Below are 21,547 nucleotides of genomic sequence, written 5' to 3' on the forward strand. Positions count from 1 at the left end.
GTTTCGTGTTGCACGCGATGGGAAGCAAGCCGTGATTGGAACCAGCCTCTGTAAATGGGCCATCAGCTACTTCGCGGTCGCAATCGTATGGCTGCTGCTCGCGGAAGTGCTTGTTGTCGCCGGGTTCTGCTTTCCGAACCACGACATCGGCGGGCCGGACACGCTCGTCATCGTGCACATGGTTAGCATTGGCTGGTTGAGCACGGTCCTGTGTGGCGCGCTGTTCCAGTTCGTGCCGGTGCTGGCCGCAAGGCCGCTCTATGCGGAGCGCTGGACACTGCCGGCTCTGGCGCTGCTGACGCTTGGGCTGACCATCCTGCTCGCGGGCTTCCTGACGCTTGGCGGGCACTTCAACGGGTCGCCCCGGCTGCTTCCGGTCGGCGCGAGCCTGCTGATTGCGGGCTTCGCGTTGGTCGTTGCCAATCTCGGCATGACGCTCTGGTCGGCCCGTCCGCTGCCGGGGCCGGCGCGGTTCGTCGCAGCCGGGCTGGGCTGCATCTGCGTCACGGCGGCATTCGGCGGCATGTTCTCTCTCGTGCTGTCCGGAACCGCTATCGGCGCGCAATGGCCGGACCTGCTGGTGTCGGGCGTTCCGATCCACGCCATTGCCGGGCTTGGCGGATGGCTGACCTTCACGGCCATGGGGGTCAGCTATCGCCTGCTGGCGATGTTCATGCTCGCGCCCGACAGCGACGCGCGGCTAGGCCGGCTGGCCTGGCTTGCCGGCATTGCCGCGCTGGCCGTCGGAGCTGTCGGCGGCGTGCTCGCACTCTGGCGTGCGACCGGGGTGAAATTGGCGCTTCTGCTGGCAGGAGCCGCGGCGCTGCTGTCGCTAATCGCCTACGGCCGCGACATGCTCGGCCTGTACAGAGCCCGCAAGCGTCGCGCGCTCGAGCTCAACACGCGCATGAGCCTCGTTGCGCTGGCGAGCCTCGTCGCAGTCGCAATCCTCGGCGCCGTGTTCCTTGCGACCGGTTCTCTCCAATCGCATGTCGGAGCGCTCGCGTTCCTGGTCGCGTTCGGCTGGCTCACTGGCCTCGTGCTCGCCAATCTCTACAAGATCGTCCCGTTCCTGACCTGGCTCGAGACCTACGGTCCGGTGATGGGCAGAGTGCCGACGCCCCGCGTGCAGGATCTCGTTGACGAGCGCCGCGCGTTGAAATGGTTCATGCTGTTCTTTGCCGGAAGCTGGGCGGCAACGTTGATGCTCCTGGTCGACGAGGCACCCGGTTTCCGCGTCGCCGTCGCGGTCGTGACGCTTGCGACGCTCGGCCTGGGCGAGGAGCTCATCAGGGCAAGGCGGCTTGCGGACGTGTCGGAGCCGCTGCGCCTGCCGACGGGAGCAGTCGTGCCCCATCTGTTGGTCTCGCGAAACTGAAAGGAGACTGCAATGACCCAATTCATCGACGTCGATGTCCGGCCGATCCTGCGTGCAGGCGGCGAGCCGTTCTCGATCATCATGGCCGCGCTCGCGCGGCTCGAGCCCGGGGAGGGGCTGCGGCTCTATGCCCCCTTCAAACCGGTTCCCCTGTTCGACGTCATGGCGAGCAAGGGCTTTGCGCATCGGGAGGCCGAGCTCGAAGGCGGCGAATGGGAGATCCGGTTTCTGCCGGACGACGGCTCGTCCGATGCGGCTGAACCGGCGCCCGCGGTGGCGAGTGGTGGCGATTGGCCGGAGCCCGTGGTTCATCTCGACAACCGCGACCTCGATCCACCGGAGCCGATGGTCCGGATTCTGGCTGCAATGGAGCGGCTCGCCCCCGGGCAGCCCCTCTTCGCCTTGCTCAGTCGTGAACCGGTCTTCCTGTTTCTGGAACTGACCAAGCGCGGCCATCAATGGCGCGGCGGCTTCACACCGCAGAACGACACCTATCAACTGACCGTGAGGGTTTGCGCATGACGATCAACGACGACGATCTCGTGGCTCAGATAAGGCAGGCGCTGAAGGTCGTGATCGATCCGGAGCTCGGGCACAACATCGTCGACCTCGGCTTCGTCTATGACGTGTCGATCGACGACGGCGTCGCGCACATCACCATGACGGCGACGACACCAGGTTGTCCCGCCGCATCCTTTCTCAAGGAGGGCGTCGCCAACAGCGCGTGCCTGGTTCCTGGCGTGGAATCGGTCGACGTCACCATGACGTTCGAGCCGCCCTGGCAGCCCTGGATGATCTCGCCAGGCGTCAAGGCGTCGCTCGGTTTTGCTGAGGTGAACTGACCCGGCGAGGCGGCCGGCTAGACGCCTTCGCCGCCCGGGCCGGACCAGGTCCTTGCGGGTGCGCGAAGCTTTGTCAGGTCGAGCAGGTTGATCGCCCGGGCGGCGATCTGGTCGATCACCTCATCCAGCGACTGTGGTTTCAGATAGAAGGCCGGCATCGGCGGGGCGATGATCGCGCCGATCTCGGTCGCTTGCAGCATCGCTCTGAGATGGCCGAGATGCAGCGGGCTCTCGCGGACCAGCAACACCAGCCGGCGCCGTTCCTTGAGCTGCACATCGGCCGCGCGCGTCAGAAGGTTGTCGAGCTGCCCCCAGGCGATGGCCGAGAGCGTACGGATCGAGCACGGTGCCACGATCATGCCCGCGACCGGATACGAGCCGCTGGCGATCGCGGCGCCGATGTCGGAATGAAGATAGTGGCGGAAGGCGAGGGCGCGCAGCCGCGCGAGCGCATCGTGCCCGACTTCTTCGCTCAGCGTACGCTCAGCCGCGGGCGAAACCACGAGATGCACCGCGTAGTGTGGATTGTCGGCCAGCAGCTCGACGATGCGCAAGCCGATCGCGGCACCCGAGGCGCCGCTGATGCCGACGATGATGCCTTGCCGCCCGCTCATGTGAGGACCGGTGCCGGCATGCCGGACAGGCCGAGGTTCGCCCACATCGCATCGACACGCGCGACCACGGCGGGATCCATGGCCAGCGGAACGCCCCATTCCCGATCCGTCTCCGGCGGAATCTTCGTGGTGGCGTCGATGCCGAGCTTGCCGCCGAGCCCTGATTTCGGCGAGGCAAAGTCGAGATAGTCGATCGGCGTGTCGGTGAGCGTCACGAGATCGCGCGAGGAATCGCTGCGCGTCGAGACCGCCCACATCACGGCACGCCAGTCGCGGATGTCGATGTCGTCGTCGACCACGATCAGCAGCTTGATGTAGCTGAACTGCGGAAGCATCGACCACAGGCCGAGCATCAGCCGCCGCGCCTGGCCGGGATAGCGCTTTTTAATGGCCGCAATCGCGATGCGGTAGGAGCAGGCCTCCGGCGGCAGCCAGCAGTCGGTCACCTCAGGGAATTGCTGCCGGATCAACGGCACGAACAGCTGGTTGAGCGCCTCGCCGATCCGCGACGGCTCGTCCGGCGGCCGGCCCGTGAAGGTCGAGAGGTAGATGGGCTGGCGCCGGCTCGTGATCGCGGTCACGCGCATCACGGGGAACTGTTCGACGGAATTATAATACCCGGTGTGATCGCCATAGGGTCCTTCGGGCGCGGTTTCGGTCGCGGAGACGAAGCCCTCGATGACGATTTCGGCCTCGGCCGGAATCGCGAGCGGGACCGTGAGGCATGGCGCGAGGTCAGGCCGTTCGCCGCGCAGGATGCCGGAGAAGCGCAGCTCGGACAGCGTCTCGGGCAGCGGCAGCACGGCGGCAAGGATCGTGGCCGGATCGGCGCCGATGACGATCGCGACCGGCATGTCGCGCCCGATCGCCTTCCATTGCTGGTGATGCCTGGCGCCGCCGCGATGCGCGAGCCAGCGGATGATGGCGCGGTCGCGGCCGAGCACCTGCATGCGGTAGACGCCGACATTCTCCTCCTGGTCCGCCGTCGCGGATTCCGGCGGCACGGTGATCACGAGTGGCCAGGTGATCAGCGGCGCCGGCTCGCCGGGCCAGCAGATCTGGACCGGCAATCTTGCAAGATCGACGTCGGGCCCCATCGCGACGCAGTCCTGCACCGGGGCCGCCGGGCGTGTGCGCGGGCGCGTCGCCAGCGCAGCGCGCGCAAGCGGGATCTTCTCGAAAGCATCCCTGATGCCGTGCGGTGGTCGCGGCGCGCGGAGCTCGGCCATCAGCGCGCCGAGCTCTCCGAGACGGTCGGGCGTGATGCCCATGCCCCACGCGATCCGCTCGACCGTTCCAAACAGGTTGGTGAGGAGCGGCATCTCCGACGCGTTGCCATCGGCCCTGACGGGCTGCTCGAACAATAATGCCGGTCCGTGTGCCTCAAGCACACGCCGGTGGATTTCCGTGATCTCGTGGACGACGGAGACCTTCTCGCGAATGCGTCGCAACTGCCCCCGGCTTTCGATGAAGCGCAGGAAGTCGGACAGGTCGCGAAAGCGCGGCACATCACGTTGCAACTGGACGAGCTCCCAAAAAATCAGAGCTAGCCGGGTTGTTTTCGGTCTTCATTGTTCCCGCTCAAATACAGCGGCGTGCAATCCGTCCAGATGTGGGGCCATGAATGATCCGTCCGCCGCATCGCCCGGCCCGTTGCCGACGATTCCGCCCCTTGTCGCATTGGCCATGCGTCCCCTGCCTCTGCTGCCGCTGCAGCTCGTTCTCGCCGGCGTCCTGCAGGGGATCCACCGGCGCAACCCCGCAATATTCGACCGGCTCGGTGATCACGCGCGCGCGCGGTTCGGTATCAAGCCGATCGATCTGCCGTTCGCCTTCGTGGTCGAGGCCAGGCCGCCGCGCCTGTCCGTGGTGCGCGACTTGTCGCGAGGTCTGGATGCGCGGATCTCAGCCTCGCTCGCCAATCTGCTGGCGCTGCTCGAAGGCAAGGTCGATGGCGATGCCCTGATGTTCTCGCGCGAGCTCGTGGTCGAGGGCGATGTCGAGGCAGTGCTGGCGCTGCGCAATGCGATCGACGACGCCCAGCTCGATCTGGCCGAAGAGCTGTCCTCGCTGTTTGGCCCGCTGGGCGCGCCAGCGAGGCGCGCCTTCGAAGCCGCCCGTGGCCGCGTGATCGGCTCCTCAGGCCATGGCGAGCAATCGAGATGATGGAGCTGATCTGTCCTGCCGGCACGCCGGCGGCGTTGAAGAGCGCCATCGATGCCGGCGCCGATGCGATCTATTGCGGCTTCAACGACGAGACCAACGCGCGCAATTTTCCGGGGCTGAATTTCAGCCGCGACGAGCTGCGCAAGGGGATCGCGCTGGCGCATGGCCGCGGCGCGAAGATCCTGGTGGCCATCAACACCTTTCCGCGCGCCTCCGCCGTCGACATCTGGCATCGCGCGGTGGACGATGCGGCGAGTGCGGGGGCCGATGCGCTGATCCTCGCCGACATCGGATTGATGGACTATGCCGCAAGGCGCCATCCGAACCAGCGTTTGCACGTTTCGGTTCAGGCTGCGGCCGCCAATCCCGATGCCATCGCCTTCTACGCCGAGACTTTCGGGGCGCGGCGCGTCGTGCTGCCGCGTGTCCTGAGCGTGCCTGAGATCGCCGAGATCACCCGGGAGTCGGCCTGCGAGACCGAGGTCTTCGTGTTCGGCGGCCTCTGCGTCATGGCCGAAGGGCGCTGCTCGCTATCGTCCTATGCGACCGGCAAGTCGCCGAACATGCAGGGCGTCTGTTCGCCGCCGAGTCATGTGACCTACGAACAGACCGCGGAGGGGACGAAGTCCAGTCTCGGTGGCTTCGCCATCAACCGGTTCGCTGTGAGCGAGCCCGCGGGCTATCCGACGCTGTGTAAGGGCCGCTTCTCGACCTCCCAGGGCTCCGGCTATATTTTCGAGGACCCGGTCAGCCTGGATGTCACGACGCTGCTCAAAGGCTTGCGCGATGCCGGCGTGACCGCGCTCAAGATCGAGGGCCGCCAGCGCGGCCGTGCCTATGTCGAGAGCGTGGTGCGCCATTTCCGTCATGCGCTCGCCGCGCTCGAGAGCGGCAGCGAGGCGGACATCGCGAGCCTGAAGCCGTTCACCGAAGGTCAGGCCTCCACGGTCGGCGCCTATCGCAAGACCTGGCGCTAATCTTTTCGAATAGGTGAGGTCCGGAAGATGCAACTCAGCCTCGGTCCAGTTCTGTACAATTGGGCGCCGGAACGCTGGCGCGACTTCTATTTCCGGATCGCCGACGAAGCGCCGGTCGACGTCGTATCCGTCGGCGAGATCGTCTGCTCGAAGCGCTCGCCGTTCTTCGCAGACTTCATTCCGGTCGTGGTCGAACGGCTGCAGAGCGCGGGCAAGCAGGTGCTGCTGGGCTCGCTGATTCTGGTCTCGCTGCGCCGCGAGCGCCGCCAGACCGAGGAGCTCGCGGCGGTCGAGGGCGCCGTGGTCGAGGTCAACGATCTGACCTGTCTCAGGGCGCTTGCAGGCCGGCCGCACGCCATCGGTCCGTTCGTCAACATCTACAACGAAGCGAGCGCGGCCTTTCACGCCGCACGCGGGGCGAGGCGCATCTGCCTGCCGCCGGAATTGCCGCTGGCCTCGGTGGCCACGATCGCGAAGGCTGTTCCCGACGCCACGATCGAAGTGTTCGCGTTCGGCCGGGTGCCGCTGGCCATCTCCGCGCGGTGCTATCATGCGCGCCTTCACAAGCTCACCAAGGACAATTGCCGCTTCGTCTGCGAGAAGGACCCGGATGGTCTTCTCCTCAACACGCTGGAGCAGCAAGACTTCCTGACCATCAACGGCGTGCAGACGCTGTCGCACACCTGTGCCAATCTGCTGGGTGAGGCCGGCCTCTTGCACGAGAGCAACGTCGGATCACTGCGCCTGTCGCCGCAGGATTGTGACATGGTCGTCGTCGCCAGGACCTTTCGCGACGTGCTGGACGGTCGCGACGATGTCGAGGGTGGAAATCGCCGGCTTGCCGCGGCCTATCCGGGCGTGCCGTTCTCGAATGGCTTCCTGTGGGCCGAGCCGGGGCACGTCTACCGTCAGGCCCGATCAGGGGATGCGCAAGGCGCGGCGCAGATCGGGACTCGCTAAACGGGGCGACGCTCCGAGCGCTCAGAAAGTCGCGGCCATTGCGGCCAGCCGTCGATGGGCCCTGTCCCGCGCGGCCTCGATCGGCTGTTGCGGTCCCGTGGTTGGCCCGATCGGCACGAAACGGACATTGTCGATACCGATGAAGCGCAGGATGTCGCGCAGGTAAGGCGTTGCCATGTCGATGCGGCCGCGGTTCATGCCGGTGGCGAAGTCGCTGCCACTGGCGAGAATCACCAGCGTCGGCCGATCCTTGAGCAGCGGGAGATAGCCCTGTGACGGGTCGAACCGGAACGTCAGCCCGGGCTGGACGATGATGTCAAACCACTGCTTGAGCTTGTAGGGAATGCTGAAGTTCCACATCGGCGTCGAGATCAGCACGCGATCGGCCAACGAAAACCGCAGCGCCATTCGCTCGGCCTCGGCAAAGCTGTCGCGTTGCGCGTCGTTGAAGGCTTGCCCGTTCATCCGTGCATATTTGGCCTCGGCGATGGGGCCTGAGAATTCCGGCATCCGCTCCCGCCACAGGTCCACGACATCGAGGTCCCAGTCCGGCCGGGCCTGGCGAAAGCCGTCAAGAAAGACGCGCGCGCCGGCACTCGACTCGGAGTCAGGGCGCGGCGAGCAGGAGAGGTGCAAAATCTTTGCCACCGCTCATCCCAACGCCCTGATGACGGCATCCGCCCTCGTGACGATCGCCACGTTCTGCATGGCAAAATTAATCGACGCATTGTGCCAGTCGGCGTTCATGGTCGAGCAGCAATCTTCGGGGACGATCATGAAGTAGCCCTTGTCTGCCCCGGTGCGGGCGGTGTGCTCGACCGACATGTTGGTCCAGGCACCGGTGTTGATGATCATGTCGCGCCCGGTCGCCTTGAGGATTGTCTCCAGCCGCGTGCCCTCCCACGCGCTCATCCGCATCTTCTCGACGACGAAATCGCCGGGCCGGGGCTCGAGGCCGGAGACGGGCGCCGCGCCCCAGCTTCCACGCACCATCGCCTTGCTGTCGACGAGGCCTTCGAACAGCGGTGCGTTCAGCGTGACACCCGGCGCACCCGGCTCGACGACGAACCAGACGTGGATGATGGCGACGCCGCGGGCCCGCGCGGTCTCCGCGAGACGGCGGACATTCTCGACGACATGTTGCTGTTTCGCATGACCGGGAGCGCCGGACTCGGCGAACGCGCCGCCGTCCATGATGACGTCGTTCTGCAGGTCCTGGATGATCATGGCGCAGCGCTGCGGATCAAGCCGCATGTCGCCGTCAGCGAGGATAGGCGCCGGCGAGGCGCTTGCCGCCTGGCCGCCGCTGCTTCGCCGGCCGGCCATATAGGGCTCGTGCCGCGGACCGACCTTGGTCGGAATGGCATAGACCGAATGTGTCGAGGTCAGATACAGCGTGCGGAAATCCGGCCCGCCCCAGGCGAGGTTGGCGACCATCTCGGGCGCGCGGACCTTGCCGAGCAGCTCGCCGCGCGGCGAATAGACCCAGACGCCGCCGGGCGCGGTGACCCAGATATTGCCGTGCTGATCGCACTTCATGCCGTCGGGCAGGCCGGCTTCGAGCTCGGAGCGGATGCCGCTTGCGAACACCCGCGCATTCGACAGCGAGCCGTCGGCGTTGACGTCGAAGACGCGGATCAGCGCCTGCACGGTGTCGTTGACATAGAGCAGCTTCTCGTCCGGCGAGAAGCACAGGCCGTTCGGCTGGTCGAACAGATTGCGCTCGACCACGAGCTTCGGTTCGCCGCCGGGCACGAGGCGATAGACGCCCTGGAAGCCGAGCTGGCGCGGCCGCTCCACGCCATAGACCGGCATCCGGCCGTACCAAGGGTCTGAGAAATAGATCGCGCCGGAGGAGTGCACGCAGACGTCGTTCGGGCTGTTCAGCTCCTGGCCCTGGAAGTGCGAAGCCAGCACCTCGCGCCGCCCGTCCGGCCGTTCGCGGATCAGCGACGAGGTCGCGTGCTCGCAGACGATCAGATTGAGCTCGGCATCATAGGTCATGCCGTTGCACTTGTTCGAGGGACGCTTGACCTCGGCCACGCCGCGCCGCGCATCCCAGCGCCGGCGCACGTCACCCGGCATGTCCGAGAACAGCAGATAGTGATCGACCGGATGCCAGATCGGTCCCTCCGTGAAGTCAAAGCCGGTGCCGACCTGCGCGACCGGCGCATAGGGGTCGATCAAAGTTTCGAATTCGCTTCGCAAGGTGACGTGCGTCATCGGTCGATCCCCAAGATCATCTCAAGCCGGGAACCAGTTGCGTGCGGGCAAGGACTGCACGATCGGTCCGGGGACCTGATCGTGCAGGCGCCCGACGACGTTGCCGCCTTCGATCTTGGCCGGGCGGTCGTGCACCGGCAGCAGATAGCGCGAATTGCTCAGCAGCTTCTTGATCGAGGCTTTCTCGGCGCGCTTGCTGGTGCCATGATTGCCCGTCGTGCGCGGCTCCCAATCGTGGATCTCGTTGAAGGGCGTCACGATCTGGTCGTTGAAATCGTAGATCACGTCGCCGCAGATGGTCGCAATCCCGTCGGCGGTCTCGACGATGACGTTCATCGAGCCCTCCGTATGCGCATTGGCCGCGTCGCAATAGACGCCGGGCATCAGCTCGATCGGGCCGGTGATCTCTAAGTCGAGGAAGCGCAGCGCGCTCTTGGTGTGCAGCCGGTCGATCAGGTGCTTGATGTCGGGCGCCGGATATTGCGGATGCATCAGGCCGGAGACGGAATACTCGAGTTCCTTGCGGTTGAGCACGACGGTCGTGTTCATCGGGAACAGATCGTCCTTGCCGGCGTGGTCGATGTGCAGATGGGTGTGGCAGACGAAGCGGACGTCGCCCATGCGCACGCCGTGGCGCGCGAGCTGGTTCTCGATCATGTTCTCGTGGTACTGCAGCCCGCGCATGCCCAGCGTCTCCATGATCTGGTTGGAGCGGTAGCCGGTGTCGACCACGACCGGATATTTCCCCCCGAGGATCAGGAAACCGAGGGTGAGGACGCGGCGGGTGCGACCGCAGTCGCGGCCGAGAACCAGAAAGCTCGATTCCAGCTCGATATCGCCATAGTCCAGGATCTTGATCTCCAGCGCCATTCGTTGCCCTCCCTCAACTGTTTCTTGTCTGTCAAAGCCGGTAGACGCGCGTCGCCGTCGTCTTGAAGATAGCGTCCTGCTGCTCCGCGCTGAACGGCGCGGCGGCGGTGCGAAAGGCGCCGACGAGCTCGAGATAGCTGGTCCACAATTTCTCGATGGGGAAATTGGAGCCGAACAGGCAGCGCTCGGCGCCGAAGATCGCGACGGTGTCGATGAGCACGGCGGCGATGTGCGCAGGATCGTTGCGATGGATGAAGGTGCCGAGCCCGGAGAGCTTTGAGACCACGTTCGGGCAGGCCGCGAGCCGGGCCATGCCGCTGCGCCAGGCGGCGCGGCCACCAGGAGAGAGATCCTCCAGCATGCCGGCATGCTGGAGGATGAAGGTCACGTCGGGGCAGGCTTCGGCCAGCGCTGCGGCATCCGGCATCTGCGGGGTGAACACCTGCAGGTCGAAGCTCCAACCATAGTCGGCGAGGCGCGCGACGTTGCGGCTGATCATCGGATCGGTGCAGAGATCGGGGCGGGCGGCAAAGCGATAGAGCGGGTTCTCGTGCCAGTGCAGCTGCATGCGCACGCCGCGCACCAGCTTGTAGCGCTTCAGGCGATCGAGCTGCGGACGCACGTCGTCCACGGCGAAATTGGCATAGGCGACGATCGCGTGCGGCCAGCCGTGTTCGTCCGCAGTCTGCTGCACCCACGCGGCCTCGTCCTCGAAGCGGTCGTTGGCCCAGTTGGTTTGCACATAGACCGAACGCGTGACGCCGGTATCCTTGAGGTCGTCGAGATATTCCTGGATCGGATAGTCGCGCCGGATCGGCTCATAGGGTCCGAAGATGCGCGGCTGCATGGGGCCGGTCAGCCAGGGCAGGTCGGCCTGCCGCCAGATGTGATGATGGCCGTCGACAATGTCGGTCACGCCGCTCTCCTTCGTCCCAGCGCCAGAATATGCGCGACGATCGACGCGCTCGAACCGCCATCCACGAGGTCGTCGACGAAGCGCTCGATGGCGATGAGCGCCTCGGTCTGCGGGTGGAAGCCGGGGCTTGTCGCCAGCGGCGTCAGCCAGCTCAGGCGCCAGGCCCGCCGCGACAATTTCGCGACGGCGTCGCGAAGCGCATCGGTCTCCCCACGCTCGAGTCCATCGGAGACGATGATCACGGCGGCGCCGCGCGCATAGCCGCCGAAGCGGGGCACGGCGAGGAAGGCCTGGAGTGCGTCGCCGATGCGGGTGCCGCCGTCCCAATCGCTGACCAGATGCGCGGCGGCGTTCATGGCCTGCTCGCGGCGCTTCAGTCGCAGCGGGCGGGTGATGCGGGTCAGCCGCGTGCCGAAGGTGAAGACCTCGACACTGGGCGCGGCCTGCACCAGCGCATGCGCGAGCTTCATGTTCTCCTCGGTGCGGCTCTTCATCGAGCCGGAGACGTCGATCAGCAGGAGCATCTTGCGCGGACGCTGGCGTCGCTTCATGTGACCGAGCCGCAGAATCTCGCCGTCGCTGCGGACACTGTCGCGCAAGGTGCGGCGGAGATCGGCAAACGGCCCGCGGCGGGCGCGCATGCGGCGATGGCCGCGCCGTCGCGGCAGGCGTCGCGGCGCCTCCCGCGCCAGGCGGCGCAATGCGTCCGTGCTCGAGGCCGCCCCAAAGCGACGCTCGACCAGCGCCTCGCTTCGGGTCGCGGTGAGGCCGGACTCATTGGCCTCGTCGGAGAGCAGGGGGGCATCGTCGCCGCGGCCCTCTTCCTGGAGGCGGACTGTCTCGTCGTCCTCGCCCTCGTCGTCGCGCGCGATGGCCTCGCTGCCGCGGAAGTGGAGATCGAACAGCCGGTCGAAGGTCACACGGCGCTCGGGCGGCGGCGCCAGCGTCGCGAGGGCGGCTTGCCTGACGTGCTCGATGTCGCGCGGGCCGAGCAGCTCGATCGCGGCGAGGAATGTGGTGGTTTGCTCCGGTGCGACGGCAAAGCCGTTCGCGCGCAGCAGCGGGACGAAGGCGACGAAGATGCGCGCGGCGCGCGGGAGCTGCAGTTCGGCGCTCATGCGGTCGCCTCCGCGAGCATGGCGTCGAGCCGCGGCGAGATGAAATGCAGATCCTCTTCGTCCTTCAGCGCCACGCCGATCGAGCGCTTGAATGCATCCGGCCAGCGCGCGCCGCCCTTGTGCAGCAGCGTCGCGGCCTCGGCCCAGTCGACGGCCTCGGCAATGCCGGGCGCCTTGCTCAGCGGCTCGCGCCGCAGCCTCTCCACGGCTGCGACGACGGCGCGGGCCGTGGCCTCGGCGACGCTGGAGGCGCGCATCATGATGATCCGCGCCTCGCGCTCCGCGGTCGGATAGTCGATCCAGTGATAGACGCAGCGGCGGCGCAAGGCCTCGTGCAGATCGCGCGTCCGGTTCGACGTCAGAACGACCACGGGGCGCTCCGCCGCGCGAACCGTGCCGCGCTCGGGAATCGAGATCTGGAAGTCGGAGAGGAATTCGAGCAGAAACGCCTCGAACTCCTGGTCGGCGCGGTCGATTTCGTCGATCAGCAGCACGGTGGAATCGGGCGCGCGGAGCGCGGCCAGCATGGGACGCTCGATCAGGAAGGTCTCGCCATAGATGTCGATGCTCTCGTCGCCGGCCTGGCGGATCGCCAGCATCTGGCGCGGATAGTTCCACTCATAGAGCGCGGCAGAGGCGTCGATGCCCTCGTAGCATTGCAGGCGGATCAGGCGCCGGCCGAGCACGGCGGCAATGGCTTTTGCGGCTTCCGTCTTGCCGACGCCGGGTGCGCCCTCGAGCAGCAGCGGCTTGCCGAGCGCGAGACCGAGATAGGCTGATGTCGCAAGGCCCTCGTCGGCCAGGTAATAGGCTGCCCGCAGCGCCTTCTCCAGCGCCTCCGGGCTGTCGATGCCGACGATGTTGCTGCGAACCGCCACGACTGATCCTCTAGCGCCGTGCCTGCGGCCGCGCGCCGCCCTGGGCCTTGATCGCGCGCAGCACCTTTTCAGGCGTGATCGGCAGGTCGTCGATGCGCACGCCGACGGCATTGAAGATCGCATTGGCGACGGCCGGTAGCACCGGGTTGGCGCACATCTCGCCGGGGCCCTTGGCACCAAAGGGGCCATCGGGAGCGGGACGTTCCAGCACCGCGATATCGTGCGGGCAGATGTCGCCGGGGCCGGGCATCAGATATTCGACGAAGTCGCGGGGGCCGTGAATGGGATCGGGATAATAGGGCTCCGGGGTCTCATAGAGCGCGTGGCTGACACCCATCCAGGCACCGCCGACCAGTTGCTGCTCGACCAGACGCGGGTTCAGCGCGCGACCGAGCTCATAGGCGGAATCCATCCGGACCATCGCGACATCGCCGGTCTCGTCGTCGACCTCGACCTCGGCGACGAGGCAGGCATGGGCGTAGCAGGTCGCCGGCGACATCTCGCCGGTCTCCGGATCGACGTTGGAAAGGGGAACCAGAAAGATGCCGCGGCCCGAAATGGTCTTGCCCTGCTTGAACTGCGCGGCAATCGCGACATCCTTGGTCGAGATCGAACGGTGCGGCGCGCCCTTGACGTGAATATTGCCGCGGCCGTCGGTTTCGAGATCGGCGGCATTGACCTCGAGCTCCTCAGCCGCCGCTTCCATCATCACGCCGCGGGCCTCGCGCGCCGCGGCCATCACGGCATTGCCGACCCGGTGGGTGCCGCGCGAGGCGAACGAGCCCATGCAGTGCGGGCCGGTGTCGGAATCCGCCGTGTCGACATAGACGTCCTCGACCGGCACGCCCAGCGTCTCGGCGCAGATCTGCCGCGTCACCGATTTCATGCCCTGGCCGAGGTCGATCGACGACAGCGCCACCGTGAACTTGCCGCTGGGATTGGAGTGAACCAGGGCCTGGCTCGGGTCGCCGCCAAGGTTCATGCCGATGGGGTAGTTGATCGACGCCATGCCGCGTCCGCGATGCCTGGTCATGTCAGCGTCTCCTGGTGCCGAACACCGACGAGAACCGCGTCGCGCCGTGCGATGGTGCGGCCGGGCGTGGTGGGGGAGGCGGCGGTGCCGGCGGGGGTGGATCGCGCGGCGGCTCCCGTGTCGTGGTTACGGGTGCACGGTCGTAGCTCGTGCGCTGCTGTGCAGGCGCAGCCGGACGTGCGCGGGACTCCGTTGCGGTCGGCGGGATCACCGCGCGGCTGCCGCCGCCGTCCTTGCGCGAGGAGGCGCGCTTGAACTCGTCGCGGATCGGCCATTTGGCCTTCTCGGCCGCGACCTGAACGCATTCGATCAGCGCGGTGTTCTTGGCCTCGCGCCGGTGCGCCTTCATGTCGCCGTCGCGATAGGCGTTCAGAATGCGAAACTCCATCGGGTCCATGCCGACGAGGTTTGCGAGCTTGTCCATCTGGCATTCGATCGCGAAGTCCATCGCGGTGACGCCGAAGCCGCGCATGGCGGTCGCGGGCGTGCGATTGGTGAAGACGCAATAGACGTCGCCATAGACGTTCGGGATGGTGTAGGGGCCTGGAAGATGGGCGGCGCACTTCACTGCGGCGTAGCTGGAGAGTCGCGTATAGGCGCCGCTGTCGAAAAAAGCGCGGATCTTGCGCGCGACGATGCGGCCGTCGCGCATCACGCCGTCCTTGATGTAGATGCGTTCGGCGCCGCGCGGCGGGCCGTACTGCATCTCCTCCTCGCGCCCGAACACGTAGCGGACGGGGCGTCCGGTCAGCATCGCGCCGAGGATCGCAAGTGGCTCGGTCAACGTGTCCACCTTGCCGCCGAAGCCGCCGCCAACGGTGCCGCCGATGAAGTGGAACGTATTGGAAGGCACGTCCAGAATCTTGGCGCAGGTGTCGACGGAGAAGAACAGCGCCTGGGTCGAGGTGTAGACGACGTAACGGCCGTTGGTGTCGGGTGCCGCAATGGCGCCGTTGGTCTCGGTCGGCGCGTGCTCGATCGGGGACATCTGGTAGCGCTGCTCCAGCACGTGGTCGGCGCTGGCGAGCGCCGCGTCCGCATCGCCGAAGCGCAGGCGCTGGTGATCGTAGACGTCGTGATAGATGAAGGCGTTCTTCGGATAGGTCTCGTTGACCACGGGCGCGCCGGGCTTCAGCGCGTCCTCGACATCGAACACAGTCGGGAGCGGCTCGTAGTCGACCTTGACCCTCGCGATGGCCTCGAACGCTTCGCGCTCGCTGTCGGCGACGATGGCGAGGATCGGCTCGCCCTTGTAGCGGACCTTGTCGACCGCCAGCGACGGCTCGTCATCCTTGCCGAAGTTGATCAGGCTGAGCAGCGTGTTGAGATTGACCGGCACGTCGGTGCCACGGATGATCCGGCGAACGCCGGCCGAACGTTCGGCCTCGGTGGTATCGATGCGACGGATCCTTGCATGGGCCTGGGTCGAGCGTACGACCTTCAGGTGCAGCATGCCTTGCAGCTTGTGATCGTTGAAGTAGCTCGACGTGCCCGTGACATGGCCGAGCATGTCCTGGCGCTGGGTGCCCTTGCCGATTTCCTTGAGGTTATCGTCGCGCTCGTCGGCGAAAATGTCCTTGCGCAGTTCCAGCATGGTTGACCTCAGGCGCTGACCCGGCCGCTCGCTGCGGCCAGGATGGCATTGATGATCGGCTCGTAGCCGGTGCAGCGGCAGATGTTGCCGGAGATGGCTTCAATGACCTCGTCGCGGCTCGGCGAGGGATTGCGGTCGAGCAGCGCCTTGGCGGCCATCAGCATGCCCGGCGTGCAATAGCCGCACTGGGCCGCGAAATGGTCCGCGAAGGCGCGCTGCAGAGGGTGCAGGTTCGGGCCCTGCTTCATGCCGTCGAGCGTCTCGATGGAACGGCCGGCCACCGTCTCCGCCAGCGTCAGGCAGGAGAGATGAAGCTCGCCGTCAACAAGCACACTGCACGTGCCGCAGCCGCCCTGGCCGCAGCCGAATTTCGGCGTCATGTCGCCGATCAACTCGCGCAGCGCCACCAGCAGATTGGTGCCGCCGTCGACGAAGATCGCGACATCGCGGCCGTTGTGACGAAATTGCAGGGGTATCTTGGACATGCTCTATTCCTGGCCTGACAGCAGGCGCCGCAGATGGACGCCGACGATCTCGCGGCGATACCACGCGCTGCCGAGCGCGTTGTCGGATGGCGATGTTCCCTCGGTCGCCGCCGATGCGGCGGCCGCGATGGTTGCAGCGTCCAGCGAGCGGCCCTCCAGCGCGCGCTCGGCGGCACGGGCGCGGATCTGGGTCGGCGCCATCGATCCCAGCGCGATCCGTGCGCCCGCGATCCGGCCGCCGCTGATCGGCAGATGCGCGGCAAGCGTGACGACCGAGCCGCCCTTCGGCTTGATGCGGGCGATCTTGCGATAGCGGAACGCGTCGCTGCTCGCCGGCCGGGTGCAGGAGACCGACAGCACCAGGGTTCCGGCCTGACGTTCGCGCGCCTGCAAGAACTCCTCGATCGGGATGTCGCGGGCACCAAAGCCGCCCGCGACGGCGACGGTCGCATCGAGCGCCAGCAGCGCCACGGTGAAATCGCCGTAGGGAGCTTTGGCAAAAAGATTGCCGCCGACCGTGCCCATGTTGCGCACGGCGGGACCGCCGATCGAGCGGGCGGGCGCGTGCAGGAAGGCGAGGTCCCGCTCAGCAAGGATGCGCGCGAAGGTGACGCCGGCGCCGAGCGTGATGCGCGGTCCCGAGGCGTCGATCCGGGTCAGCGCCTGATCGTTGGCGCGGACCACGATCGAGATCGCGACATCGCCCTCGTTCAATGCCCGCATCACCAGCGTGCCGCCGCCGAGATAGCGCGCGCTGCGGTCCGAGGACAATGCCCCCGCCGCCTCGCTGGCGCTTGCAAACGTCTTCACTGTCACGGCCATGACTATGCGGCCTCCCTCAGATGCCGGCGGATTGCCTCGAATCCAGCCTGGTAAATGTCTTCCGCGACCATGTGGGTGATGCGGTCCCGATCTTCCGGCTTGGTGGTGAAACGGGATTCCCAGTGCCAGAAGGTGCGGTCGCCGTCGGTGACCGGCAGCAGCCTGACATGGGCGACGTAGTTGAACATCGGCACCGGCGTGTCGAGCAGGCAATAGCTGAAGGACTGCTCCAGGTCCGACAGCGCCAGCAATTGCTCGCGCAGCTCGGAGCCGTCGTTGAGCTTGAACCGCCTGATGCAGCCGATCCTGTCGGAGGACTGCGTGCGTTCGATCGACGAGGTCGCGACAACCGGATGCCAGCGATCGTGCCCGTTGAAATCGCGCAGCACGGTCCACACCGTATCGGTCGGTGCGTCCAGGATCGTGCTCTTGACGACATGCGGCACGGTCAGCCTCCGAACACGCGCTTGAGCGCATCAAATCCGCCCTGGAACACGCCGCCGCCGATATTGCTGACGAGCTCGGTCTCCCGCTCCGGCGCGCAGTCGAATTCGGCGGTCCATTCCATGAAGGTCTGGTCGCCGTCGGTGACGGGGGTGAGCCGCAGGGTTGCGACATAGTTCTCGACACCCATCGGCGATTCCAGGATCGAATAGGTGCAGAACATGTCGTAGTCGGAGAGGCCGAGCAGCTTCTCGCGGATGCGGTCGCCGTTGCGCAGGCGAAAATCTCGCACACAACCGATCTTGTCGGCGGGCTCGCCGCCCTCGATGCGGCTTTCGGCGATCGCCGGATGCCAGTTCGGCAAGCCATTGAAATCGCGCACCCGCGCCCAGACGCGGTCGTTGCGGGCATTGACGACGGTGGAGACGTAGACGCGAGCCATGGCGCGACCTCAGCTCTTCTTCCGCGGCCCGCGCTCGGCCGGCGGTTCCCCACCTTCGGCCGAGGGGGCCGGCGAGGCCGCCGGCTTGTCGCCGCCACCTCCGCCTCCGCCGCTCTTGCGCGCGGACTCCCTGATCCCCTGCATGTCACGGGCTTCGCGGATCAGGCCCGGCATTTTGGAGAGACTGCCGCCTTCGACGCCGATGTCCGACAGGATCGAGTCGATTAGCGGCGCCTGGACGCGATAGCGCAGGGCGGAGTCGATGACTTCGTCGGTGGCGCTGCGGCCGCCATTGCCGCCGTGGCCGTTGCCGTTGAGGCCGTCGACCTGGAGGATGCGGATGCCCTCGATCTTCTCCATCGGCTTGACGCTCTCGCGGACGATGCCCTCGATCCGGTCGAGCAGCTTGCGGCGGAACAGCGAGTAGCGCGCCTGATCGGTCAGCACGTTCTCGGCCTCGTTCAGCATCCGCTGCGCTTCGGCCTCGACGGCGGCGCGCACGCGCTCGGCTTCCGCGGCGATCCGGGTCTCCTCGGCCTGTTTCTCGGCGAGCAGCACCTCGACCGTCTTGCGCCGCTTGGCGATCTCGCTCTCGCGCGCGGTAATGACGCGCTCGGTGGCTTCGGTCGCGCGCATCCGCGCTTCCTCGGCCGACGCCTTGGCGGCGGACTCTTCGAGAGACTTCAGATGGATGGCGATGGCCTTCTCCATCAGGACGGTCTCGACCTCCTTCTCGCGGTTGACCTCGAGCTTGCGCAGCTCGCGCTCGCGGCCGACGCGGGCTTCGTCGAGGCCGCGGTCGGATGCGATGCGCGCGCGCTCGACCTCCTCGCGAGAGGCGATCTCGGCCTCCTGCAGCGACTGCACCCGGGCGACTTCGAGCTGCTCGATCGAGCGCCGCCGCTCGATCCGGGCCGCTTCCAGCGCCTGCTCGCGCGACACGTCCGTGGTCTCGACCTCCTTGCGCGCGACGATCTCGGCCTGCCGGACCTGGCGATCGGCATCGATCCGCTCGGACTTCTTGGTCGACAGTGCGATGACGCGGTCCTCGTCGGCGATCTCGATCGCCTTCTTCTGCTCGATGTTGAGCACCTCGCGCTTCTTGGAGGAATTGATGCGCTCGGCCTCGAGCGCCAGATCGACCGTGATGCGCTGGCGCTCGATGGCGTCGCGCCGCTTCAGCTCGGCCGCCTCCAGCACGCCGGTGCGCTCGATCTCGAGCGAACGCGTATCGCGCTCGGCCTGGATGCGCTCGGCCGCGACCGCCTTCTCCTGGGCGATGCGGGCCGCCTCGATCGCCTCGCGCGAGGCGATGTCGGCCTCCTCGACGGCGCGGTTGCGGGCGATCTCCAGCGAGCGCACGCGCTCCTCCTGGGCGATCCGGCTGGCCTCGGTGGTCTCGCGCGCCGCAATGCCGGCGACGTCGAGTGCCTGGTTGCGCTCGATCTCCAGCTGCCGCGTGTTCTGCTCGGCGGCGATGCGCTCGGCGGCGAGCGTCCGCTCGCGGGCGATGCGGGCGGCCTCGACCGCGCGCTGCGCCTCGATCTCGGCCTCCTGGATGGTGCGAACCTGCTGGATCTCCAGCGCGCGGGTGCGCTCGTCCGAGGAGATGCGCTCGACATTGACGATCAGCGTCTGGGCGATGCGGGCCTTCTCGGTGGCCTCACGGGCGGCGATCTCGGCCTCGTCGACCGCGCGGGTGCGCTCGATCTCGCGGCGGCGCGTTTCCTCCTCGTTGGCGATGCGGGCATCGGTGACGACGCGGTCCTGCTGGATCCGCGCCTTCTCGATGGCTTCGCGCGCCGCGATCTCGGCTTCCTCGACCGTGCGCATCCGCTCGATCTCGCGCTGGCGCACCTCGCGCTCGGATGCGATCCGCGTGGTGTCGATCGAGCGCTGGTTGGCGATCCTCGTCTTCTCGATCTCCTCGCGTGCCAGCAGCTCCTTTTCCTCGATGGTGCGGGTCCGCTCGATCTCCTTCTGGCGGGTTTCGCGCTCGGAGGCGATGCGGGCTTCCGCAATCGCCTGGTCGTTGGCGATGCGGGCGCGCTCGATGGCTTCGCGCGCGGAGATCTGCGCCTGCTCGGCCTCGGTTTCGCGCAGCGCCCGTTCGCGGGCGACTTCCGTGCGCTGAAGCGCGCGGCGCATCTCGATGTCGCGTTCCTGCTCCAGCCGCGCGGTCTCGCTCTCGCGCTCGATCTCCAGCGCCTGCCGCTCGGCCTCCAGGTTGCGGGCGCGGATCTTGATCATCGAGTCCTGCTCGATGTCGTTGCGCAGCTTCCGCTTGGCCTCGATGTCCTGCATCAGCTGGGTCAGGCCTTCGGCGTCGAACCGGTTCGAGGGGTTGAAGAATTCGAGATCGGTCTGGTCGAGATCGGTGATGGCGACCGACTCCAGCTCGAGGCCGTTCTGAGCGAGGGCCTCCGCCGCGTTGGCCTTGACGCGGGCGACATACTCGCCGCGCTGCTCGTGCATCTGCTCGAGGGTCATTTCGGAGGCGATTGAACGGATCGCCGAGATGAACTTGCCGGCGAGGAGGGCATGCAGTTGCCCCGGCTCCATGGTGCGGCGGCCGAGGGTGGCGGCCGCGATGGACACCGCTTCGCGGGTCGCCTGGACGCGGACGTAGAAATCGGCCTCGATGTCGACGCGCATGCGGTCGCGGGTGATGACGGCGTCCTGCCGGGAGCGCACGATGCCCATCGGCAGCACGTTCATGTTGACCGGCGTGTAATCGTGGATGAACGGCAGCACGAACGCGCCGCCATTGATCACCACGCGCTCGCCGAGGAAACCGGTCCGGACGAACGATGTCTCCTTGGAGGAGCGGTGATAGAGCCAGTTCACGATATAGACGCCGACCACGATCACGACGATCGCGACGATCAGCCAGAGGATCAATTCACCGACGAGCATCCCCGACATCTTTTCCTCCCTCGAACCTTCAGGCGTTATCGCGCGCCGATCGCCTTGAATTGACGTACCTGCTCCGTCAACGCCCGCTCCACGGGAAGCCGTTCCATCGAGGAGGCCCCGTAGAAGCCGTGGCAATGGCGGGTGTTCTTCATGATGAAATCGGCGTCGGCGGGATCCGCGATCGGGCCGCCATGCGCCAGCACCAGGATGTCGGGATTGACGCTGAGCGCGGCGGAGGCCCAGGTGTCGATCTGCGCCGGACAGTCCTTCAGCTTCAACGCGGTCTGCGCGCCGATCGAGCCGCCGGTCGTCAAGCCCATGTGGCAGACGACGATGTCGGCGCCGGCGATCGCCATCGCGGCGGCTTCCTTCTCGCTGAACACATAGGGCGTCGTCAGCATGTCCTTGTCGTGCGCCTTGGCGATCATGTCGATCTCGAGCGCGTAGGACATGCCGGTCTCTTCGAGATTGGCGCGGAAGGTGCCGTCGATCAGGCCGACGGTCGGAAAGTTCTGCACTCCTGCGAAGCCGAGCGCCTTCAGCTGGTCGAGAAACGCGTCCATGTCGCGGAACGGATCGGTGCCGTTGACGCCCGCGAGCACCGGCGTCCTCGTGACCACGGGCAGCACTTCGCCGGCCATCTCCAGCACGATGGCGTTGGCATCGCCGTAAGCCATCAGGCCCGCGAGCGAGCCGCGTCCGGCCATGCGGTAGCGTCCGGAATTGTAGATCACGATGAGATCGACGCCGCCGGCCTCCTCGCATTTGGCTGACAGGCCGGTGCCGGCGCCGCCGCCGACGATCGGCTCGCCGCGCTTCGCCATCTCGCGGAACCGCCTCAGAAGTGCTGCGCGTTCAAACCTTGGCAT

General features: G+C 66.8%; 22 protein-coding genes. 6 read left to right on the top strand and 16 right to left on the bottom strand.

Translation table 11 applies throughout. The features are described 5' to 3' along the window. The first annotated feature begins 31 nt into the window (after nucleotides 1–31). Genes CIT37_RS12295 through CIT37_RS12305 form a run of 3 tightly spaced genes read left to right on the top strand, consistent with a single transcriptional unit; the run spans nucleotide 32 to nucleotide 2,220 of the window. Nucleotides 32–1,378: a hypothetical protein gene (locus CIT37_RS12295; protein WP_167456563.1), complete on the top strand. Its 1,347-nt coding sequence runs from the start codon at nucleotides 32–34 to the stop codon at nucleotides 1,376–1,378. 12 nt (nucleotides 1,379–1,390) lie between these two features. Beyond that, on the top strand, nucleotides 1,391–1,900 hold the full coding sequence (locus tag CIT37_RS12300) for a DUF2249 domain-containing protein (protein WP_095426985.1): 510 nt from the start codon (nucleotides 1,391–1,393) through the stop codon (nucleotides 1,898–1,900). Then, nucleotides 1,897–2,220: a metal-sulfur cluster assembly factor gene (locus tag CIT37_RS12305; protein ID WP_028143782.1), complete on the top strand. Its 324-nt coding sequence runs from the start codon at nucleotides 1,897–1,899 to the stop codon at nucleotides 2,218–2,220. Before CIT37_RS12300 ends, CIT37_RS12305 begins: the two co-directional genes overlap by 4 nt. A 17-nt stretch (nucleotides 2,221–2,237) precedes the next feature. Here CIT37_RS12305 and CIT37_RS12310 read toward each other — a convergent pair whose 3' ends face one another. Together CIT37_RS12310 and CIT37_RS12315 are read right to left on the bottom strand one after the other, a co-directional pair. Beyond that, entirely contained in the window at nucleotides 2,238–2,834 is a 597-nt protein-coding gene (locus CIT37_RS12310; protein WP_028143781.1) for a UbiX family flavin prenyltransferase, read from the bottom strand. After that, nucleotides 2,831–4,354 carry a UbiD family decarboxylase gene (locus tag CIT37_RS12315; RefSeq protein WP_095426986.1) on the bottom strand — a complete coding sequence of 508 codons (1,524 nt, stop codon included), beginning with the start codon at nucleotides 4,352–4,354 and terminating at the stop codon, nucleotides 2,831–2,833. Before CIT37_RS12315 ends, CIT37_RS12310 begins: the two co-directional genes overlap by 4 nt. A gap of 166 nt (nucleotides 4,355–4,520) precedes the next feature. Here CIT37_RS12315 and ubiT point away from each other — a divergent pair, with 166 nt between their 5' ends. From ubiT to ubiV, 3 genes are read left to right on the top strand one after another with little or no spacing between them, the layout of a single operon-like run. Beyond that, the gene (gene ubiT / locus CIT37_RS12320; RefSeq protein ID WP_246554280.1) at nucleotides 4,521–5,000 is read left to right on the top strand and encodes a ubiquinone anaerobic biosynthesis accessory factor UbiT; all 480 of its coding nucleotides are present in this window, start codon (nucleotides 4,521–4,523) and stop codon (nucleotides 4,998–5,000) included. Further along, entirely contained in the window at nucleotides 5,000–5,977 is a 978-nt protein-coding gene (ubiU, locus tag CIT37_RS12325) for a ubiquinone anaerobic biosynthesis protein UbiU (protein WP_161966535.1), read from the top strand. The genes ubiT and ubiU overlap by 1 nt, the downstream gene beginning before the upstream one ends. A 27-nt stretch (nucleotides 5,978–6,004) precedes the next feature. Next, nucleotides 6,005–6,937 (top strand): ubiquinone anaerobic biosynthesis protein UbiV, encoded by a 933-nt coding sequence (gene ubiV / locus CIT37_RS12330; protein WP_095426989.1) that lies wholly within the window; start codon nucleotides 6,005–6,007, stop codon nucleotides 6,935–6,937. 21 nt (nucleotides 6,938–6,958) lie between these two features. On the opposite strand, the gene CIT37_RS12335 is transcribed toward ubiV, so the two are convergent. Genes CIT37_RS12335 through CIT37_RS12400 form a run of 14 tightly spaced genes read right to left on the bottom strand, consistent with a single transcriptional unit; the run spans nucleotide 6,959 to nucleotide 21,547 of the window. Then, complete coding sequence (locus CIT37_RS12335) at nucleotides 6,959–7,585, bottom strand: FMN-dependent NADH-azoreductase (RefSeq protein WP_095426990.1); 627 nt, start codon at nucleotides 7,583–7,585, stop codon at nucleotides 6,959–6,961. Nucleotides 7,586–7,588: 3 nt separating this feature from the next. After that, a complete protein-coding gene (locus CIT37_RS12340) occupies nucleotides 7,589–9,160 on the bottom strand; it encodes an isochorismatase family protein (RefSeq protein WP_095426991.1) in 1,572 nt (523 codons plus the stop codon). Nucleotides 9,161–9,181: 21 nt separating this feature from the next. After that, nucleotides 9,182–10,030 carry an N-acyl homoserine lactonase family protein gene (locus CIT37_RS12345; protein ID WP_018318076.1) on the bottom strand — a complete coding sequence of 283 codons (849 nt, stop codon included), beginning with the start codon at nucleotides 10,028–10,030 and terminating at the stop codon, nucleotides 9,182–9,184. A 31-nt stretch (nucleotides 10,031–10,061) separates the two neighbouring features. Then, nucleotides 10,062–10,946 carry an amidohydrolase family protein gene (locus CIT37_RS12350; protein WP_095426992.1) on the bottom strand — a complete coding sequence of 295 codons (885 nt, stop codon included), beginning with the start codon at nucleotides 10,944–10,946 and terminating at the stop codon, nucleotides 10,062–10,064. Beyond that, complete coding sequence (locus CIT37_RS12355; protein ID WP_095426993.1) at nucleotides 10,943–12,064, bottom strand: vWA domain-containing protein; 1,122 nt, start codon at nucleotides 12,062–12,064, stop codon at nucleotides 10,943–10,945. Before CIT37_RS12355 ends, CIT37_RS12350 begins: the two co-directional genes overlap by 4 nt. Then, nucleotides 12,061–12,942: an AAA family ATPase gene (locus CIT37_RS12360; protein WP_095426994.1), complete on the bottom strand. Its 882-nt coding sequence runs from the start codon at nucleotides 12,940–12,942 to the stop codon at nucleotides 12,061–12,063. Before CIT37_RS12360 ends, CIT37_RS12355 begins: the two co-directional genes overlap by 4 nt. Before the next feature lie 10 nt (nucleotides 12,943–12,952). Further along, nucleotides 12,953–13,975 (bottom strand): xanthine dehydrogenase family protein molybdopterin-binding subunit, encoded by a 1,023-nt coding sequence (locus CIT37_RS12365; protein ID WP_095426995.1) that lies wholly within the window; start codon nucleotides 13,973–13,975, stop codon nucleotides 12,953–12,955. Between the two features lies 1 nt (nucleotide 13,976). Further along, nucleotides 13,977–15,569, bottom strand: coding sequence for a xanthine dehydrogenase family protein molybdopterin-binding subunit (locus tag CIT37_RS12370; protein WP_028143769.1), 1,593 nt, complete (start codon nucleotides 15,567–15,569; stop codon nucleotides 13,977–13,979). 8 nt (nucleotides 15,570–15,577) lie between these two features. Continuing rightward, nucleotides 15,578–16,054, bottom strand: coding sequence for a (2Fe-2S)-binding protein (locus CIT37_RS12375; RefSeq protein WP_038949659.1), 477 nt, complete (start codon nucleotides 16,052–16,054; stop codon nucleotides 15,578–15,580). A gap of 3 nt (nucleotides 16,055–16,057) precedes the next feature. Beyond that, nucleotides 16,058–16,876, bottom strand: a complete 819-nt coding sequence (locus tag CIT37_RS12380) for an FAD binding domain-containing protein (protein ID WP_038949658.1) — start codon at nucleotides 16,874–16,876, stop codon at nucleotides 16,058–16,060. Between the two features lie 2 nt (nucleotides 16,877–16,878). Then, nucleotides 16,879–17,322, bottom strand: a complete 444-nt coding sequence (locus CIT37_RS12385) for an SRPBCC family protein (RefSeq protein WP_095426996.1) — start codon at nucleotides 17,320–17,322, stop codon at nucleotides 16,879–16,881. Nucleotides 17,323–17,324: 2 nt separating this feature from the next. Then, on the bottom strand, nucleotides 17,325–17,762 hold the full coding sequence (locus tag CIT37_RS12390; RefSeq protein WP_018318067.1) for an SRPBCC family protein: 438 nt from the start codon (nucleotides 17,760–17,762) through the stop codon (nucleotides 17,325–17,327). Nucleotides 17,763–17,771: 9 nt separating this feature from the next. Then, nucleotides 17,772–20,687, bottom strand: a complete 2,916-nt coding sequence (locus CIT37_RS12395; RefSeq protein ID WP_095426997.1) for a flotillin family protein — start codon at nucleotides 20,685–20,687, stop codon at nucleotides 17,772–17,774. 26 nt (nucleotides 20,688–20,713) lie between these two features. Continuing rightward, nucleotides 20,714–21,547, bottom strand: a complete 834-nt coding sequence (locus CIT37_RS12400) for a phosphoenolpyruvate hydrolase family protein (RefSeq protein WP_028143764.1) — start codon at nucleotides 21,545–21,547, stop codon at nucleotides 20,714–20,716.

Source organism: Bradyrhizobium ottawaense (genome assembly GCF_002278135.3).
Classification (GTDB): Bacteria; Pseudomonadota; Alphaproteobacteria; order Rhizobiales; family Xanthobacteraceae; genus Bradyrhizobium; species Bradyrhizobium ottawaense.

Bases quoted from the DNA above. Each gene is read 5' to 3' on its own strand.
- CIT37_RS12300 (WP_095426985.1), top strand. From the start codon at position 1,391: ATGACCCAATTCATCGACGTCGATGTCCGGCCGATCCTGCGTGCAGGC.
- CIT37_RS12305 (WP_028143782.1), top strand. From the start codon at position 1,897: ATGACGATCAACGACGACGATCTCGTGGCTCAGATAAGGCAGGCGCTG.
- CIT37_RS12310 (WP_028143781.1), bottom strand. From the start codon at position 2,834: ATGAGCGGGCGGCAAGGCATCATCGTCGGCATCAGCGGCGCCTCGGGT.
- ubiT (WP_246554280.1), top strand. From the start codon at position 4,521: ATGCGTCCCCTGCCTCTGCTGCCGCTGCAGCTCGTTCTCGCCGGCGTC.
- ubiU (WP_161966535.1), top strand. From the start codon at position 5,000: ATGGAGCTGATCTGTCCTGCCGGCACGCCGGCGGCGTTGAAGAGCGCC.
- ubiV (WP_095426989.1), top strand. From the start codon at position 6,005: ATGCAACTCAGCCTCGGTCCAGTTCTGTACAATTGGGCGCCGGAACGC.
- CIT37_RS12340 (WP_095426991.1), bottom strand. From the start codon at position 9,160: ATGACGCACGTCACCTTGCGAAGCGAATTCGAAACTTTGATCGACCCC.
- CIT37_RS12345 (WP_018318076.1), bottom strand. From the start codon at position 10,030: ATGGCGCTGGAGATCAAGATCCTGGACTATGGCGATATCGAGCTGGAA.
- CIT37_RS12355 (WP_095426993.1), bottom strand. From the start codon at position 12,064: ATGAGCGCCGAACTGCAGCTCCCGCGCGCCGCGCGCATCTTCGTCGCC.
- CIT37_RS12365 (WP_095426995.1), bottom strand. From the start codon at position 13,975: ATGACCAGGCATCGCGGACGCGGCATGGCGTCGATCAACTACCCCATC.
- CIT37_RS12370 (WP_028143769.1), bottom strand. From the start codon at position 15,569: ATGCTGGAACTGCGCAAGGACATTTTCGCCGACGAGCGCGACGATAAC.
- CIT37_RS12375 (WP_038949659.1), bottom strand. From the start codon at position 16,054: ATGTCCAAGATACCCCTGCAATTTCGTCACAACGGCCGCGATGTCGCG.
- CIT37_RS12380 (WP_038949658.1), bottom strand. From the start codon at position 16,876: ATGGCCGTGACAGTGAAGACGTTTGCAAGCGCCAGCGAGGCGGCGGGG.
- CIT37_RS12390 (WP_018318067.1), bottom strand. From the start codon at position 17,762: ATGGCTCGCGTCTACGTCTCCACCGTCGTCAATGCCCGCAACGACCGC.
- CIT37_RS12395 (WP_095426997.1), bottom strand. From the start codon at position 20,687: ATGTCGGGGATGCTCGTCGGTGAATTGATCCTCTGGCTGATCGTCGCG.
- CIT37_RS12400 (WP_028143764.1), bottom strand. From the start codon at position 21,547: ATGCCAAGGTTTGAACGCGCAGCACTTCTGAGGCGGTTCCGCGAGATG.